General features: G+C 69.9%; 10 protein-coding genes. 8 read left to right on the top strand and 2 right to left on the bottom strand.

The window, feature by feature from the left end; translation table 11 throughout:
- The first annotated feature begins 120 nt into the window (after positions 1–120).
- The 3 genes from OG302_RS08270 (at position 121) to OG302_RS08260 (ending at position 4,772) form a co-directional block, all read left to right on the top strand.
- The gene (locus OG302_RS08270) at positions 121–1,932 is read left to right on the top strand and encodes a long-chain fatty acid--CoA ligase (RefSeq protein WP_371526154.1); all 1,812 of its coding nucleotides are present in this window, start codon (positions 121–123) and stop codon (positions 1,930–1,932) included.
- Between the two features lie 203 nt (positions 1,933–2,135).
- Complete coding sequence (locus OG302_RS08265; protein ID WP_371526153.1) at positions 2,136–3,593, top strand: amino acid permease; 1,458 nt, start codon at positions 2,136–2,138, stop codon at positions 3,591–3,593.
- A gap of 300 nt (positions 3,594–3,893) precedes the next feature.
- Positions 3,894–4,772, top strand: a complete 879-nt coding sequence (locus tag OG302_RS08260) for an oxygenase MpaB family protein (RefSeq protein ID WP_371526152.1) — start codon at positions 3,894–3,896, stop codon at positions 4,770–4,772.
- Between the two features lie 114 nt (positions 4,773–4,886).
- Here the strand turns inward: OG302_RS08260 and OG302_RS08255 are convergent, their stop codons facing one another.
- Positions 4,887–6,377, bottom strand: coding sequence for a M1 family metallopeptidase (locus OG302_RS08255; RefSeq protein ID WP_371526151.1), 1,491 nt, complete (start codon positions 6,375–6,377; stop codon positions 4,887–4,889).
- A gap of 194 nt (positions 6,378–6,571) precedes the next feature.
- On the opposite strand from OG302_RS08255, the gene OG302_RS08250 reads away from it, so the two are divergent.
- The 5 genes from OG302_RS08250 (at position 6,572) to OG302_RS08230 (ending at position 15,042) form a co-directional block, all read left to right on the top strand.
- Positions 6,572–8,536 (top strand): Xaa-Pro dipeptidyl-peptidase, encoded by a 1,965-nt coding sequence (locus OG302_RS08250; protein WP_371526150.1) that lies wholly within the window; start codon positions 6,572–6,574, stop codon positions 8,534–8,536.
- Positions 8,533–9,831, top strand: a complete 1,299-nt coding sequence (locus tag OG302_RS08245; protein ID WP_371526149.1) for a M14 family metallocarboxypeptidase — start codon at positions 8,533–8,535, stop codon at positions 9,829–9,831. The genes OG302_RS08250 and OG302_RS08245 overlap by 4 nt, the downstream gene beginning before the upstream one ends.
- Before the next feature lie 81 nt (positions 9,832–9,912).
- Entirely contained in the window at positions 9,913–11,631 is a 1,719-nt protein-coding gene (locus OG302_RS08240; protein ID WP_371526148.1) for a BCCT family transporter, read from the top strand.
- 262 nt (positions 11,632–11,893) lie between these two features.
- Positions 11,894–12,928, top strand: coding sequence for an oxidoreductase (locus tag OG302_RS08235; protein ID WP_371526147.1), 1,035 nt, complete (start codon positions 11,894–11,896; stop codon positions 12,926–12,928).
- 467 nt (positions 12,929–13,395) lie between these two features.
- A complete protein-coding gene (locus tag OG302_RS08230) occupies positions 13,396–15,042 on the top strand; it encodes an ABC-F family ATP-binding cassette domain-containing protein (RefSeq protein WP_371526146.1) in 1,647 nt (548 codons plus the stop codon).
- 96 nt (positions 15,043–15,138) lie between these two features.
- Here OG302_RS08230 and OG302_RS08225 read toward each other — a convergent pair whose 3' ends face one another.
- On the bottom strand, positions 15,139–17,523 hold the full coding sequence (locus OG302_RS08225; protein ID WP_371526145.1) for a Tex family protein: 2,385 nt from the start codon (positions 17,521–17,523) through the stop codon (positions 15,139–15,141).
- Positions 17,524–17,539 lie beyond the last annotated feature (16 nt).

Genomic DNA, 17,539 nt, shown 5'->3' with positions numbered 1-17,539 from the left:
TGGCAGCGCATCGCCTCCCCAGTTGTGCACCGATCCGGTGCAACAGTATTGCTGTCTCACCACTGTTGTGAAAGCGTCCCGCCCAGTCACTTGCTTCGTCGATGACGCCAGGAGGCGGTCATGACCACGATCCTGCGACTTCCCGGGGAGCCCGCCGACATCACCCTCCCCGCCCTGCTGCTCCGCAACGCCGAGGACCATGGTGACCGCCCCGCGCTCTCCTGGCGCGCCACCCCCGAGGGGGAGTGGACGACCCTGACCTGGCGCGAAGCGCGCCGCAAGGTCGCCGTCCTCGCCGCCGGGTACACGGCGCTCGGCGTACGGCGCGGCGAACACGTCCTCATGATGATGGGCAACCGCCCCGAACACTGGCTGAGCGATCTCGCCCTCGTGCATCTCGGCGCGGTCCCCGTCACCGTGTACGGCACGTCGGCCCCCGAGCAGATCGCGCACATCGCCCGGCACAGCCGGGCCCGCTTCGCGATCATCGAGGGCGCCCGCGAGCTGGAACGCTGGGAGCCGCTCCTGTCGGACCCCGACGCCCCGATCGAGCGCCTGGTGGTCGTCGAGGCGGCCGACGCGGGCCCGCACCGCACGTACGGCTCCCTGCACGCCACCGGAAGCCGGCTGTTCGACCCGGACACCTTCGAGAAGGCCTGGCGCGAGTCCCGGGCCGAGGATCCGCTGACCGTCGTCTACACCTCGGGCACCACCGGCGACCCCAAGGGCGTCCGCATCACGCACCGCAACGTCGTCCTCAACGGCGTCGCCCTGGACGCCGTCGTAGAGCTGCCCGACTTCGTGGAGCACATCAGCTATCTCCCGTTCGCACACGTCGCGGAGCGCATGCTGGGCATCTACCTGCCCGTGTTCCGCGTCTCGCACGTGTACCTGTGCGCGGATCCGGCCGCCGTCGCGGCGACCGCGCGCGAGCTGCGGCCCGCGCAGTTCTTCGGGGTCCCGCGCGTGTGGGAGAAGCTGGCCGCCTCCGTGAAGGCCGTGCTCGCCGGGCTGCCGCAGGAGCAGCGGGAGGCGATCGAGGCGGCGAACGAGACGGCACGCGCGCGTGTGGACTGCGTCGAGCGCGGCGAGGAACCGACGGCGGCGCTGGAGGCGGCGTACCGGGAGGCCAAGGAGAAGACCATCGATCCGCTGCTCTCGCTGGCCGGCTTCGACCGCCTGGTGTGGACCGCGAGCGCGGCGGCCTCGATGCCCCTGGACGTCGTGCGCTTCTGGGCGGGCTTCGACATCGTGATCATGGACGCGTGGGGACTCACGGAGACGACCGGCGTCGTCACCATCAACACCCCGGCCGCCTTCCGGCTCGGCTCGGTCGGCAAGCCCCTGGACGGCCTGGAGATCCGCACCACCGACGACGGCGAGATCCTGGTGCGCGGCGCGACGGTCTTCGACGGCTATCTGCTGCCCGACGGCGGTGTCGATTCGGCCTGCGACGCGGACGGCTGGTTCGCCACCGGAGACGTCGGGCGGATCGACGAGGACGGCTTCCTCTGGCTCACCGACCGCAAGAAGGAACTGATCGTGACGTCGACGGGCAAGAACGTCTCGCCCGCACTCGTCGAGAACACCCTCAAGGAGCACCCGCTCATAGGCCAGGCCCTCGTCCACGGCGACGGCCGTTCCTACCTGGTCGCGCTGCTCGTCCTGGACGCCGAGATGGCCCCGGTATGGGCGGCCTCCCGGGGGATCACGGGCGACCTGATGGCGAGCGAGGCCGTACAGGAAGAGGTCGCGCGCGCCGTCGAGGCGGCCAACGCGCGCCTCAACCGCACGGAGCAGATCAAGCGCTACCGGCTCCTGGGGGAGGAGTGGGGCCCCGAGACCGGGGAGCTGACGCCCTCCCTGAAGCTGCGCCGCAGGGTCATCCGGGAGAAGTACGCGGAGGCCATCAGCGCGCTGTACCCCCAGTGATTCACGAGCCCTACATCTGGTGATCATCGGGTGTACAGCCCCTGCCCACCATGTGAGAAGTTCCGCTATGTGACGTGCGCCACCGCATGTCCGGCGATCTCTGGGGGAAGGTGTCGCGTCGGTCCACGCACATCAGGGGTGTCGTGGACCGGAGCACATCCGGACACCGGAGTTTTCCGGGCACCAGAGAGTAGACCCCCCACGTGAGCAAGGAAGCCGTAGACACGGCCGCTGCGGACGCATCCCGCACAGATGCGTCCCAGGCCCCCGCGGACGCGGGCGACGCCGGTTACAGCAAGGACCTCAAGGCCCGTCACGTCAACATGATCGCGATCGGTGGCGCGATCGGAACTGGACTCTTTCTCGGTGCGGGCGGCCGCCTGCACTCCGCGGGCCCCGCGCTCGCCGTCGCGTACCTCGTGTGCGGCATCTTCGCCTTCTTCGTCGTGCGCGCCCTCGGCGAGATGGTCATCTACCGGCCGTCGTCGGGTTCGTTCGTCTCGTACGCGCGTGAGTTCCTCGGCGAGAAGGGCGCCTACGTCGCCGGCTGGATGTACTTCCTCAACTGGTCGACCACCGGCATCGCCGACATCACCGCGATCGCGCTCTACACGCACTACTGGAGCTTCTTCACCGACATCCCCCAGTGGGTGCTCGCGCTGATCGCCCTCGCCGTCGTCCTAGTGATCAACCTGATCTCGGTGAAGTACTTCGGCGAGATGGAGTTCTGGTTCGCGATCGTCAAGGTCGCGGCCCTGATCGCCTTCATGCTCATCGGCATATTCCTGCTGGTCACGCAGCACGACGTCGACGGCCAGACGCCCGGCCTGAGCGTGATCACCGACAACGGCGGCTTCCTGCCGCACGGCCTGATGCCGGTCGTGATCGTCATGCAGGGTGTCGTCTTCGCGTACGCGTCCCTCGAACTGGTCGGCGTCGCGGCGGGCGAGACCGCCGAGCCGCAGAAGGTCGTCCCGCGCGCGGTGAACTCCATCATGTGGCGCGTGGGCCTCTTCTACGTCGGCTCGGTCATCCTCCTCGCCCTGCTGCTCCCGGGGTCGGTGTACTCGGCGGACCAGAGCCCGTTCGTGACGGTCCTCTCCAAGATCGGCGTCCCCGCGGCCGGTGACGTGATGAACCTGGTCGTCCTCACGGCGGCGATGTCGTCCCTGAACTCGGGCCTGTACTCCACGGGCCGCATCCTGCGCTCGATGGCCATGGCCGGTTCGGCGCCGAAGTTCACCGCCAGGATGAACAAGAGCCAGGTCCCCTACGGCGGCATCCTGCTCACCTCCGCGGTGTGCGTGCTCGGCGTGGGCCTGAACTTCCTCATGCCGAGCCAGGCCTTCGAGATCGTCCTGAACGTGGCGTCCCTCGGCATCATCAGCACCTGGGTGATCATCATGATCTGTCACCTGGCGTTCGTACGCCGCGCCAAGGAAGGCGTGATCACCCGCCCGAGCTTCCGGCTCCCGGGCAGCCCGGTCACGGAGATCGTCACGATCGCCTTCCTGCTGGCAGTGCTCGGCCTGATGTGGAAGGACCCCGAGATCGGCCGCAAGACGCTCTACCTCATCCCGATCATCGGGGCGGCGCTGGCCGTGGGCTGGTACGCCATCCGCAAGAGGGTGGACCGCGAGGCAGCGGGCCTTACGAAGTAGCAGGTCAACCCGCCACGGTCAGTGGCAGCGCCTACGGTGGCGTCACGTCGGACATCACGCATGTCCGAGGTGGCGCCACCGCGCTGTTCGAGGGCAGCGAAGCGGCAGTCAGTGCGGCAGTCAGGGCGGCAGTCAGGGCGGAGAAGCGCCGGCCGGTGCCGTTCCCGTCTTGGTGGCCCGGGTCGGGATGGCTGTGGTGCCGCCACCCCTGCGGATCGCCGTGACCTCGGGCGTCGCATACTGGAACACACACAAACCGGGCACCGGCCGGCGGGCCCGACGACGTCTGGGAGCCGCGTGATGCCAAGCCGCCGCCGGACTCCCGAGGAGCCACCGCCCCCGCCTCCGCCCGACGGGATCCTGTGGGACATCGCGGGCGACGTCCGCGCCCTGCTCGCCCTGCCCGCGGCGCTCACGATGCAGGTCGCGCACCCCGCGGTGGGCGCCGGCGTCGACACGTACTCCGTCTTCCGCACCGACCCCTGGGGGCGCGGCGAGCGCTCGCTGCGGTCGCTGCAGACCTGGGTGTACGGGGGTGAGAGCGCGGCCGAGGAGGGGCGCAGGCTGCGCGAACTGCACAAGCACATCCGGGGCACGGACGCGCACGGCCGCGACTACCACGCGCTGACGCCCGCGTACTACGCGTGGGTGCACGCCACGGGGTTCCCCGTCTACCACCACGCCCAGAAGTACCTGGGCCGTCCCTTCACCGAGGAGCAGGAGCGGCAGCTGTACGCGGAGTGGCTCCAGGTCGGCCGGATCCTCGGTATCCATGACCGGGACATGCCGCAGACTCTCGAGGAGTTCTGGCCGTACTACGCGAAGGTCCTCGCCGACGAGTTGGAGTTGACGGAGGTGGTGCGCGACCTGGTCGCCACGGACCGCCCGGTCCCGCCCCCGGACCGCGGTCCTTACCTGCTGCGGGTGACGCTGCGCGCCCTGTGGCCGCTGCTCCTGCCGCCCCTGGCCCGCTTCCGCCGCTTCATCACGATCGGCCTGATGCCGCCGGACGCGAGGGCGGCGATCGGCCTGCCGTGGACGGAAGCCCAGGAGCGGCGCCTGTGCCGCCTCGGCCGGGTGATCGGCACGGTGACCCCCCGCCTACCGGAACGGCTCCGCTACTTGCCACTGGCGCGCAGGGCCCGGGCGCACCGCGTCCTCAAACGCCGGACGGCCTGATCTCCCCGCCCACCCGCCCTATCCAGCAGCTCGCTGCCGGGTGATCGGGTGGGTGGGCGGGAAAGCATCCGTCGCGAAGCGGCGGCTCAGTATCCGCGAAGCGGCGGTTCAGTGTCAGTGGCCGTGCACACCGTTCGTCGCAGCGATCGACTTCCACGACTTCGGCGCAGCCGGGATTCCCGCGGCACGCGCGACCCCGGCACGGGCCGCGGCCGGAGCGGACGGCTTCGACGGCTGGTACAGCCACGCATCGAACAGCGCGGCGAGCGGCTTACCGGAAACCTTCTCCGCGTACTTCACGAAGTCTCCCACCTTCGCGTTCCCGTACGCGTGCTCCTTCGGCCACCCCTTCAGAATCGCCGAGAAGGACTTCTCACCGACCTCGTTGCGCAGTGCCTGCAGGGCCAGCGCCCCGCGGTCGTACACGGCGATGTCGAACTGGTTGTCCGGCCCCGGGTCACCCGGCTTGACCTTCCAGAACGGGTCGTCGGCGGGGTGCTGCGCGTACACATAGTCCGCCAGCTCCTGCGCCGTACCCTCGCCCTCCTTCTCCGACCACAGCCACTGGCTGTACCGCGCGAAGCCCTCGTTGATCCAGATGTCCTTCCAGCCGTCGACGGACACGCTGTCGCCGTACCACTGGTGGGCCAGCTCATGGACCACGACGGACACGTTGGAGCCGTTCGCGAACTGCCTCGGGCTGTAGAACGGCCGCGTCTGCGTCTCCAGGGCGAAGCCGCTCGTCACGTTCGGGACGTACCCGCCCAGGGCGTTGAAGGGGTACTTGCCGAAGACGGTCTCCAGCCACTCCGTGACCTCGACCGACCGCTCGATGCTCGCCCGCGCGGCCCCCGCGTTGTCGCCGAGGTCCTTGCTGTAGGCGTTCAGGACGGGCAGGCCGTCCGCGGTCTTGTCCGTCGTGATGTCGAACTTGCCGACGGCGAGCGTCGTCAGATAGCTGGCCTGCGGCTTGTTCGAGCGCCAGTTGAAGCGCGTCCAGCCGAGCTTCGAACTCTGCGACTGCAGCACGCCGTTGGAGATGGCCTGCGAGCCGTCGGGCACGGAGACCGAGACGTCGTACGTCGCCTTGTCCAGCGGGTGGTCGTTGGACGGGAACCACCAGGCGGCCGAATCCGGCTCCTGCGCTGCCACGCCGCCGTCCGGCGTGCGCGCCCACGCCGTGAAGCCGTTGATCTTCACCTCGGACGGCTTGCCCGCGTAACGGACGACGACGGTGATCGGCGTTCCCTTGGGAAGTCCGGCCGCCGGAGTGATCTCCAGCTCCTGCTCGCCGGACTTCTTGAAGGTGGCCTTCTTGCCGTTGACGCGCACCTCGCTGACCTTCAGGCCGAAGTCGAGGTTGAAGCGGGAGAGGTCCTGCGTCGTGGTGGCGTTGAGGGTCGCCGTGCCTTCGAGCAGATCGGTCTTCGGCTGGTACTTCAGCCGCAGGTCGTAGTGCGAGACGTCGTAGCCGCCGTTGCCGCTGGCCGGGTAATAGGGATCGCCGATACCCGGGGCCCCGGGCGTGAAGTCGGCGGCCGATGCCGGGATCGCCAGCAGCAGAGAGGCCGCGAGCGCGCCAGGGGCGATGAGTCTGCGGTGCACAAGAGCTCCAAGTCGTAGGGGCACTTCGGTAGGTGGCTCGACCTTATTGAGCCCTCTGGCCACGCGTCATGTCCACGGTCGCTGCTGTCACACGATCGCCATTCGGCCGACATGTGCCAAATCGCCCCATGAACCTGTCGTCGTCGCGTACTGCCCTCTGTCGCGCAGGAGTTGACCCGTGTACCTTCCGCGCCATGCCGATACGTGCGCGAAGCACGCGCTTGATCTGGAGATCACTGCTGACGGCGGCCCTGGCCGCCCTGCTTGCCACGCTCGTGTCCCCGGGTGCCGCCCAAGGTGCGCCGAGCGCCCCGCGCGAGAGCAAGCCCGTCTACTCGTACGAGAGCGCGATCCGCGAATCCGTCTGGGTCGACACGAGGATCGACGGTGACGGCGACGGGAAGACCGATCGGGTCGCCGTCGACGTCGTCCGGCCCCGCGAACCCGCCCAGCAGGGGCGGAAGATACCCGTGATCATGGACGCCAGCCCGTACTACTCCTGCTGCGGACGGGGCAACGAGAGCCAGAAGAAGACCTACGACGCGGACGGCAACCCCGTCCAGTTCCCGCTCTACTACGACAACTACTTCGTGCCCCGCGGCTACGGATTCGTCGCCGTCGACCTCGCGGGGACGAACCGCTCCGACGGCTGCGTGGACGTCGGGGGCCGCTCCGACATCCAGTCCGCCAAGGCCGTCGTCGACTGGCTGAACGGCCGGGCCCGCGGCTACACCACCCGCACCGGTGGCAAGAACGCCGAGGCGTCCTGGACGAACGGCGCCACCGGCATGATCGGCAAGAGCTACGACGGGACCATCGCGCAGGGCGTGGCCGCCACCGGGGTGCGAGGTCTCAAGACCATCGTGCCGATCGGCGCGATCTCGTCCTGGTACGACTACTACTTCGCCAAGGGCGCCCCGCTCTACGACAGCGGCCCCGAGTGGCTGTCGGACTACGTGGAGAGCCCGGAGGCCAGGGCCCGCTGCGCCGCCGTACAGAAGCGACTTGTCGACGAGGCACCCCGCACCGGCGACTGGACCCGGCTGTGGAGCGAGCGCGACTACACCCCGGACGCGGACAAGGTGAGGGCCAGCGTCTTCGCCGTACACGGCATGCAGGACCTCAACGTCCGCACGAAGCACTTCGGCCAGTGGTGGGACGCCCTCGCCGACGAGGGCGTCGACCGCAAGGTGTGGCTCAGCCAGACCGGTCACGTCGACCCGTTCGACTTCCGGCGCGGTGACTGGGTGCGCACCCTGCACCGCTGGTTCGACCACGAACTCCTCGGCTACGACAACGGCATCGACCGCGAGCCGATGGCCGACATCGAGCGCGCCCCCGGGCAGTGGACCACCGACCGCGTCTGGCCGCCGCGCGGCACCGACACGGTGAAACTCCGCCCAGGCAAGGGGACCGCACCCGGCGTCGGCACCCTCACCACGCGCCCCGGCACCGGCAGCGAGACGTTCACCGACGACCCGAAGCTGAGCGAGACCGACTGGGCCGCCCAGATCGACACCTCGACCCCGTCGAAGGCCGGGTTCATCAGCAGGCCACTGGGCAGCGACCTGCGCCTGTCGGGCTCCTCCGAGGTGACGGTCACCGCGACCCCGACGACCCGCACCGCCCATCTCTCCGCGGTCCTCGTCGACCTCGGCCCCGCCACCATCCGCGACTACGCCGGCGCGGGCGAGGGCATCACCACGCTCCCCGAACGCACCTGCTGGGGCGGGAGCACCGCCGGTGACAGCTCCTGCTTCAAGGAGACGGCGCCGAAGACCGCCGACGTCGACTACACGGTGTTCAGCCGCGGCTGGGCCGACCTGGGCAACTGGGCCGACGACCACAAGGGCCGTCCCCTCACGCCGGGCAAGAAGCACACGATCACCCTCGACCTGGCCGCGAGCGACCACGTCGTACCGAAGGGCCACCGCCTCGCGCTGATCGTCGCGGGCACCGACAAGGACCTCATCGATCCTCCCCCAAGCTCTCCGACGCTCGCCATCGACCTGGCCCGTACATCGGCGAAGGTACCGCTGGTGGGCGGCGCCGACGCGTTCAGGACCTCGTCCGGATCCGTCGCCCCGCGCGAATCCCGTCTCGACGGCGTGGCCCCGCCGCGTCCGTTCCGCCCCATCCCGGGAGGCAGCACTTCATGAGACCCCGCACCGGCCTCACGCCCCGCGCCCGCACTCTGGCGCTCGCCTGCGCCGCCGCCGCGCTCGCCGCACCCCTCGTGACCGTGCCCGCGCAGGCGACGCCGACGCCGCCCCGCACCGGATTCGAGAAGACCAACGGCGCACGCTGGACCAGCCAGCCCGAGGAACAGGAACTCCTCGCCGCCGTCGACAAGGCGACCGACCGGGTCTCGGTGTCCCGCATCGGCACCACCAAGCAGGACCGGCCCGTCCAACTGGTCCGCATCGGCGAACGCCCCACGAAGAACACGGTGTTGCTGATCTGCAGCCAGCACGGCGACGAACCGTCCGGCCGCGACGCCTGCCTGTCGACCATCCGCGACCTGGCGTACGCCAAGGACAAGAAGACCCGGAAGTTCCTCTCGCGCACCACGCTCCTCGTCGTCCCCACCGCCAACCCGGACGGCCGCGCCGCCGACACCCGGGGCAACTCCGACGGCGTCGACATCAACCGCGACCACCTCTCCCTGCGGACCGCGGAGGCCCGCGCCATGGCCGCCGTCATCCGCGACCGGCAGCCCGACTCCATATACGACCTGCACGAGTACGGAGCGACCCCGAAGTACTACGACAAAGACCTGTTCGACCTGTGGCCGCGCAACCTGAACACCGACGAGGCGGTGCACAAGGAGGCGCAGACCCTCTCGCAGACCTACGTCAGGCCCGCCGCCAACAAGGCGGGCCACACGACGGGGACGTACGGGATCTGGACCGACCCCGTGACCGGCGACCCGATCAAGCAGACGGCGGGCGACGGCCAGGAGCGCATCCTGCGCAACATGTCCGGCATCAAGCACGCGGCGGGGCTGCTCATCGAGAGCCGCGTCGACCCGCTCACCGACGCCGAGAAGAAGGACGAGGCGCTGAACAACCGGCGCCGCGTGAAGTCCCAACTCTCGGCGCTCGGCGGCCTGTTCGCGTACGCGGACGAGCGGCGCGGCCAGTTGGAGGCGGCCACCGGTGCGGCCCGCCTCGAAGGCTTCCGTGACCGCGGGCCCGTCTATGTCGGCGGTGCGGACAACGACCCCGCCGAGCCGTCCGAGGTGATCCAGGACCCGCCCTGCGGCTACCGGCTCGACGCCGCACAGTACGGCGACGTCAAGGACGAACTGGCCTTGCACGGAGTCAAGGTCAGGCCAGCGGGCAGGGGTGCCTACGTCCCCCTGCGGCAGTCGGCGCGAAACCTCGTACCGTTGCTGCTCGACGAGCGTGCTCCCTATCACCTGGTGACGGGTCGGCCCGACACCGGCTGTTGAGCAGGTGAGAGGCGCGTCACATGTGGTAGGGGGTACGGAGAACATTGATCTGACGTATCCACTCTGTGAAAGGTGCCATTTGTGACGCAGGAACAGCAGAAAGCGGACAGTGGGGGAGGCCCGCCCGATTCGGGGGCGGGCCTGGCCGCCGAACGGGCCCCGCAGACCGACCGGATCGTGTTCGGTGTCACCGCCGTACTCACCCTGGCCTTCGTGGTCTGGGGCGCCGTGGCGACGGATTCGCTCGAGAAGACCTCGACGAAGATGCTCAACGGCCTGATCCACAACGGCGGCTGGGCCTTCATGCTGGCCGCGAGCGGCTTCGTAGTCTTCGCGCTCTGGCTCGCCGTCAGCCGGTACGGGAAGATCACCCTCGGCAAGGAGGGCGAGGAGCCGGAATTCCGCACCGTCTCCTGGGTCGCCATGATGTTCAGCGCCGGTATGGGCATCGGTCTGATGTTCTATGGCGTGAGCGAGCCGCTCGCCCACTTCACGACGCCCCCGCCGGGCACGGACCCGGCCGACTCCGCCGCGAAGATGGAAACGGCGATGGCCACGACCCTCTTCCACTGGACGCTCCACCCGTGGGCGATCTACGCGGTCGTGGGTCTCGCCATCGCGTACAGCACGTTCCGGCGTGAGCGCAGGCAGACCATCAGCGCCGTCTTCGAGCCGCTCATCGGCGCCAAGCACGCCCACGGCGCCTGGGGCAGGGTCATCGACATCATCGCCATCTTCGCCACGCTCTTCGGGTCGGCGGCCTCGCTGGGGCTCGGCGCGCTGCAGATCGGCAGTGGCTTCGAGGTGCTCGACTGGAGCAGCGATGTGCCCACCAGCCTGTTGGTGGCCATCATCGCCGTCCTGACCGTGGCGTTCGTGGCGTCCGCCATCTCCGGAGTGGAGAAGGGGGTGCAGTGGCTGTCGAACATCAACATGGTGCTCGCGTTCCTGCTCATCGTCTTCGTCTTCATCGTGGGTCCGACGGTCATCGTCCTCGACCTGCTGCCGACCTCGATCGGTGCCTACCTCGGGGATCTGCCCCAGCTGGTCGGGCGTACGGAGGCGTCGAGCGGCAAGGGCGTCTCGGACTGGCTCGGCAGCTGGACGGTCTTCTACTGGGCCTGGTGGATCTCGTGGACGCCCTTCGTGGGCATGTTCATCGCGAGGATCAGCCGCGGCCGTACGATCCGCCAGTTCGTGGGCGGCGTCATCCTGGTGCCCAGCACCGTCAGCCTTCTCTGGTTCGCCGTGTTCGGCGGCACCGCGATGAAGGTGAAGGAGCGCGGCGGCCTCGCCGACGAGTCCACGCCCGAGGGGCAGCTCTTCGGTCTGCTGCACGAGTACCCGATCGCCACGGTGACGAGCCTGCTCGTCATGATCCTCGTGGGCATCTTCTTCGTCTCGGGCGCCGACGCGGCGTCGATCGTCATGGGCACGCTCTCGCAGAAGGGCGCGCTCGAACCCGGCAAGTTCGTGGTCGTGTTCTGGGGTGTCGTGACCGGAGCCGTGGCGGCGATCATGCTGTTGATCGGCGACGGATCGGGCAACGCCCTCCAGGGCCTGCAGAATCTGACGATCCTGGTGGCCGCGCCGTTCACCCTGGTGATGATCGGGATGTGCGTGGCGCTCATGCGGGACCTGCGCCAGGACCCGCTGATCGTGCGCGGCGAGCACGGCACGGAAGCCGTCGAGAAGGCCGTGATCGCGGGCCACGAGCAGTACGACGGTGACTTCGAGATCCGTATCGGCCCGAGCGACAACGGGGACGACGAGGGGGCGACCAAGGCCGAGTCGGTCTGAGTCCGCACCACCCTCTTCCTTTCGCACCACTCTCAGGAGGCGGCCGCTTCGTCCGCGAAGCGCGCCGCCTCCTGTGTGCTTCCGCGTGTCCGTCCAGCCGGGCCGCGCCGTGTACGCCATCGACCATGCGTACGCCGGTCCGCGCCACGTGGACGGTCAACTCCTCGTCCACGACACGAATTTGGATCTATCGCCCCCGGTAGGCGCAGCGGAATGGGCCATGCCGTGCTCACATCACCCCCTAGATGGGGATACTCACACTATGTCTGCCGAGTACGCGACCTTCGGTCTGGCACCGGCCATGCGCGCCGGTGGGGTCCTCGCCAACGGTGACTACCAAGTCCACCGGGATTTCGTCGACTTCATCGTGAACGGGCGCCCGCTGCTGTTCCAGCTCTCCGACCTCGACGCCGTCTCCCCGCTCGCCTCCGACGTCCCACCCGCGATCTTCACCCACCACGTGCGCGGACTCCTCCTGGAGGCCGAGGCGCCCCTGCTCGACGACCGGCACGTCATCTACGGCTGCCCCGAGTGCGAGGGACTGGAGTGCGGGGCGGTCACGGCGGTCATCGAGCAGGCGCCGGACGGCACCGACACCTACGTATGGCGGGACTTCGCCTGGCAGACGGCCGAGCGGGCCGATCTGAAACTCAACGGCTACCACGGCATAGGGCCCTTCCGCTTCCGGGGCGCCGAATACCGCGAGGCGCTGCGGCAGTTGCTGGCGGACGGCGAACCCGCGGCGCGTCGCCGCAGGGTGCTCCTGATCGGCGCCCGCGTCGCTGTCCTCGCCAAGCTCGCGGCGGCTCTGCGCACGATCGGCGTCGGCGCCGAGATCGCGGCGGACGCGGCGGGCGTGCCACCGGACGAGCTGCGGACGTACGGGGCGGTGGCCTTCGGACGGTCCGTCCCGGCGGAGACGCGCGAGGGGGTGCGCGCGGCGTTCGAGGGCGCGGGGCTCCAGGTCGCGTACGTCGACGGCCTCGCCCCGATCATCCCGCTGCTGGTCGCCCAGATAGAACACGCCCTGGACCGCAGCCCGTTGGAGCTGCGCCGCCTGACGCGGCTCGCGGCGGCGGACGGCGCGGCGGGCGTCGACATCACCTCGACCTGCCGGGTCCAGCTCACCGCCTACCGCCTCGACCGACTCTCCCGCACGCAGACCCACCAGGTCTTCGACGGCGTCCTGGAGCCGGGGGAACACCGGATCACACTGGACAGGAAGGCGACAAAGGGCGAGTCGTACGTGGTGGCACGAACGACGGACAGCGTGCTTACGGCGCCGATAGTGAGGTAGCGGGGCTGGGTTTGCGGCGATCAACTGCCGCAGGGCGGCGATCAGCGGGGGCAGCTCGGGCGGCGAGCCGATGGCTGCAGGCACGGGGACGGTAGGGGCGAGGCGGCCCGGACAAGGGGTCGAGGTGGTGGAGCCGGGCTTGCGGTGAGTGGCTGCCGCAGGTGGCGATCAGCGGGGCGGCTCGGGTGGCGAGGTGGGGGGCCGGTAGTCGTCGGGCGGGCGGGAGGGGCCCGCCTTCGAGGCGGTGCAGGTGGGCTTGCCTTGAGCAGGTGCCGCAGGGCGGAGATCCGTGGATGGCAGCGGGGCGGCTCGGGTGGCGTGGCGCCCGCCGGTGGCGAGGGGCGTCAGGCACGCCTGGACGGGCGGGGCTGCTCGACGTGGGCGTTGGGCTGCCCCCCGGGCCCGGCCGGCTGCCGTCGGTGCTGCCGGGCGAGCCGGACCGGGTCTCGCCTAAACTCGACCCCCTGATGACCGCAACCCTCGTCGCCAAGAACCTCGCCGCCGGCCACGGCGACCGCTCCCTCTTCTCCGCCCTCGAACTCGTCGTCGCCCCCGGCGACGTCATCGGCCTCGTGGGCGCCAACGGAGCGGGCAAGTCCACCCTCCTGCGCCTCCTCGCGGGCCTGGACACCCCGGAGACCGGCGAACTGCGCCTCTCCCCGCCCACCGCGGCCGTGGGTCACCTCCCGCAGGAGCCCGACCGCCGCCCCGGTGAGTCCATCCGCGCCTTCCTGGCCCGCCGCACCGGCGTGGAAGAGGCCCAGCGGACCATGGACGAGGCCACCCAGGGTCTGGTCGACGGCACCCCGGGCGCGGACGACGCGTACGCGACCAGCCTGGAGCGCTGGCTCGCGCTCGGCGGCGCCGACCTGGACGAGCGTGCGGAGGAGGTCGCCGCATCGCTGGGCCTCGACGTCAGCCTCGACCAGCCCATGACCTCGCTCTCCGGCGGCCAGGCCGCCCGCGCGGGCCTCGCCTCGCTCCTCCTGTCCCGCTACGACGTGTTCCTCCTGGACGAGCCGACCAACGACCTCGACCTGGCGGGGCTCGAACGCCTGGAGAGCTTCGTGCGCGGCCTGCGCGCCGGCACGGTGGTCGTCAGCCACGACCGCGAGTTCCTCACCCGCACCGTCACCAAGGTCCTGGAGCTCGACCTCGCCCAGCAGCAGATCAACCTCTACGGCGGTGGCTACGACGCCTATCTGGAGGAGCGCGACGTCGCGCGCCGGCACGCCCGCGACGAGTTCGAGGAGTACGCCGACAAGAAGTCCGCCCTGGAGGGCCGCGCCCAGATGCAGCGGGGCTGGATGGACAAGGGCGTCAAGAACGCCCGGCGCAAGGCGGGCGACAACGACAAGATCGGCAAGAACTTCCGCAGCGATTCCAGCGAGAAGCAGGCGGCGAAGGCCCGTCAGACGCAGCGCATGATCGAGCGGCTCGACGTCGTCGAGGAGCCCCGCAAGGAGTGGGAGCTGCAGATGGAGATCGCGTCGGCGCCGCGCTCCGGCAGCGTCGTGGCGACCCTGCGCGACGCCGAGGTGCATCGCGGCGGCTTCACGCTCGGCCCTGTGTCGCTGCAGATCGACTGGGCGGACCGGGTGGCCATCACCGGCGCGAACGGCTCGGGAAAGTCGACGCTGCTCGGCACCCTGCTGGGTCGCATTCCCACGGACGCGGGCCACGCGGCCCTCGGCTCCGGGGTACTGGTCGGCGAGGTGGACCAGGCCCGCGCGCTGTTCCACGGCCCGGAGTCGCTCCTGGACGCGTTCTGCGCGGCCGTGCCCGACACCGAACCGGCCGAAGTCCGCACGCTGCTCGCCAAGTTCGGCCTGAAGGCCGCGCACGTCCTGCGCCCCGCGGCCACCCTCTCGCCTGGCGAACGCACCCGCGCGGGCCTCGCCCTGCTCCAGGGCCGGGGCGTCAACCTCCTGGTCCTCGACGAGCCGACGAACCACCTCGACCTGCCGGCGATCGAGCAACTGGAGTCCGCCCTCGACGCCTACGAGGGCACGCTGCTCCTGGTCACGCATGACCGCAGGATGCTGGACGCGGTACGGGTGACGCGGCGCCTGGAAGTGACGGACGGCAAGGTAGTGGAACTTCCCGCTCCTTGAGGCTGCCGGGCAATCGGGTGGGTGGGCGGGAAACCCCCGGCCGTTAGGCCGGGAAAACCACCCACCCACCCACCCACCCACCCACAGACAAGTGCGTCAGCGCTTCTTCGGATCCAACAACCCGGCCCGCCGCAACGCATCAGCCATGGCGTCATTGGCAGGCGGCGGCCCTTGCCGCTGCTGCCGCTGACCCTGGCCACCGCCCTGGCGCTGGGGGCGCTGGCCCCCTTGCCCCCGCTGCTGCGGCGGACGCCCGCCGCGCTTCGGGCGCTCCCCGGTGGAGTCGGCCGCGGCCTCATCGTCCAGACGCAGCGTCAGCGAGATCCGCTTGCGCGGAATGTCGACGTCCATCACCTTCACCTTGACGATGTCGCCCGGCTTCACCACGTCCCGCGGGTCCTTGACGAACGTCTTGGACATCGCCGAGACATGGACGAGCCCGTCCTGGTGGACACCGATGTCCACGAAGGCACCGAACGCCGCCACGTTCGTGACGACCCCCTCCAGGACCATGCCGGAGGCGAGGTCGGAGATCTTCTCGACGCCGTCCTTGAAGGTCGCCGTCTTGAACGCGGGACGCGGGTCGCGCCCCGGCTTCTCCAGTTCCTTGAGAATGTCGCTCACCGTGGGCAGACCGAAGGACTCGTCCACGAACTCGTCCGCCCTGAGCGAGCGCAGCGTGGCCGTGTCGCCGATGAGCGAGGCGACCTCGCCGCCCGTCTTCTTCGCCATCTTGCGCACCACGGGGTACGCCTCGGGATGCACGCTGGACGCGTCGAGCGGGTCGTCGCCGCCCCGGATGCGCAGGAAGCCCGCACACTGCTCGTACGCCTTGGGGCCGAGCCTTGCCACGTCCTTGAGGCCCTTGCGGGAGGAGAAGGGGCCGTTCGTGTCGCGGTGCGACACGATGTTCTCGGCGAGGCCCGCGCCGATGCCGGAGACCCGGGCGAGCAGCGGGGCGGATGCCGTGTTCACGTCCACGCCGACGCCGTTCACACAGTCCTCGACCACCGCGTCGAGCGAGCGGGACAGCTTCAGCTCGGAGAGGTCGTGCTGGTACTGGCCGACGCCGATGGACTTCGGGTCGATCTTCACCAGCTCGGCGAGGGGGTCCTGCAGCCGCCGGGCGATGGACACGGCGCCGCGCAGCGACACGTCCATGTCGGGCAGCTCCTGCGAGGCGAACGCCGACGCCGAGTACACCGAGGCTCCCGCCTCGGAGACCATCACCTTGGTGAGGTTCAACTCCGGGTGTTTCGCGATGAGTTCACCGGCGAGCTTGTCCGTCTCGCGGGACGCCGTGCCGTTCCCGATCGCGATCAGGTCGACCGAGTGCTCCTTGGCGAGCTTCGCGAGGGTGGCCAGGGACTGGTCCCACTTGTTCGCCGGGACGTGCGGGTTGATGACGTCGGTGGCGACGACCTTGCCGGTCGCGTCGACCACGGCGACCTTCACACCCGTACGGAAACCGGGGTCGAGGCCCAGCGTCGCGCGCGTGCCCGCCGGTGCGGCGAGCAGCAGGTCGCGCAGGTTCGACGCGAAGACCCGCACGGCCTCGTCCTCGGCGGCCGTTCGCAGCCGAAGGCGCAGGTCGATGCCCAGGTGCACCAGGATGCGGGTCCGCCAGGACCAGCGCACGGTGTCCTGCAGCCACTTGTCGGCCGGGCGTCCGCGGTCCACGACGCCGAAGCGGTGCGCGATCATCCCCTCGTACGAAGAAGGCCCCTCCGTCGCCTCCTCCGGCTCCAGGACGAGGTCGAGCACGTCCTCCTTCTCGCCGCGCAGCATCGCCAGGACGCGGTGCGAGGGGAGCTCCTTGAAGGGCTCGGAGAAGTCGAAGTAGTCGGCGAACTTGGCGCCCGCCTCCTCCTTGCCGTCCCGGACCTTCGCGGCGAGGCGCCCGCGCACCCACATGCGCTCGCGCAGCTCGCCGATCAGGTCGGCGTCCTCGGAGAACCGCTCGGCGAGGATCGAGCGCGCGCCGTCCAGGGCGGCCTGCGGATCGGCGACGCCCTTGTCGGCGTCCACGAAGGCCGATGCCGCGGCGAGCGGATCCACCGACGGGTCGCCGAGCAGGCCGTCGGCCAGCGGCTCCAGGCCTGCCTCGCGGGCGATCTGAGCCTTCGTGCGCCGCTTCGGCTTGAACGGGAGGTAGATGTCCTCCAGACGCGCCTTGGTGTCGGCGGCCCGGATCCGCGCCTCGAGATCGTCGGTGAGCTTGCCCTGCTCGCGGACCGATTCGAGGATCGCCGCGCGCCGCTCCTCGAGCTCCCGCAGATAACGCAGCCGCTCCTCGAGCGTACGCAGCTGCGCGTCGTCGAGCATCTCGGTCGCTTCCTTGCGGTAGCGAGCGATGAAGGGCACCGTCGAGCCGCTGTCGAGCAGGTCGACGGCAGCCTTCACCTGCCGCTCCCGTACGCCGAGTTCTTCGGCGATCCTGCCTTCGATCGATGCTGGAGTGGACGTCTGCAGAGGTGCCACGTTTCCCGCCTTCTCA

The sequence above is a fragment of the Streptomyces sp. NBC_01283 genome, from assembly GCF_041435335.1.
Taxonomy (GTDB): Bacteria; Actinomycetota; Actinomycetes; order Streptomycetales; family Streptomycetaceae; genus Streptomyces.
The sequence above is the reverse complement of the archived record's forward strand: the minus strand, read 5'-3'. Positions and strand labels throughout refer to the sequence as shown.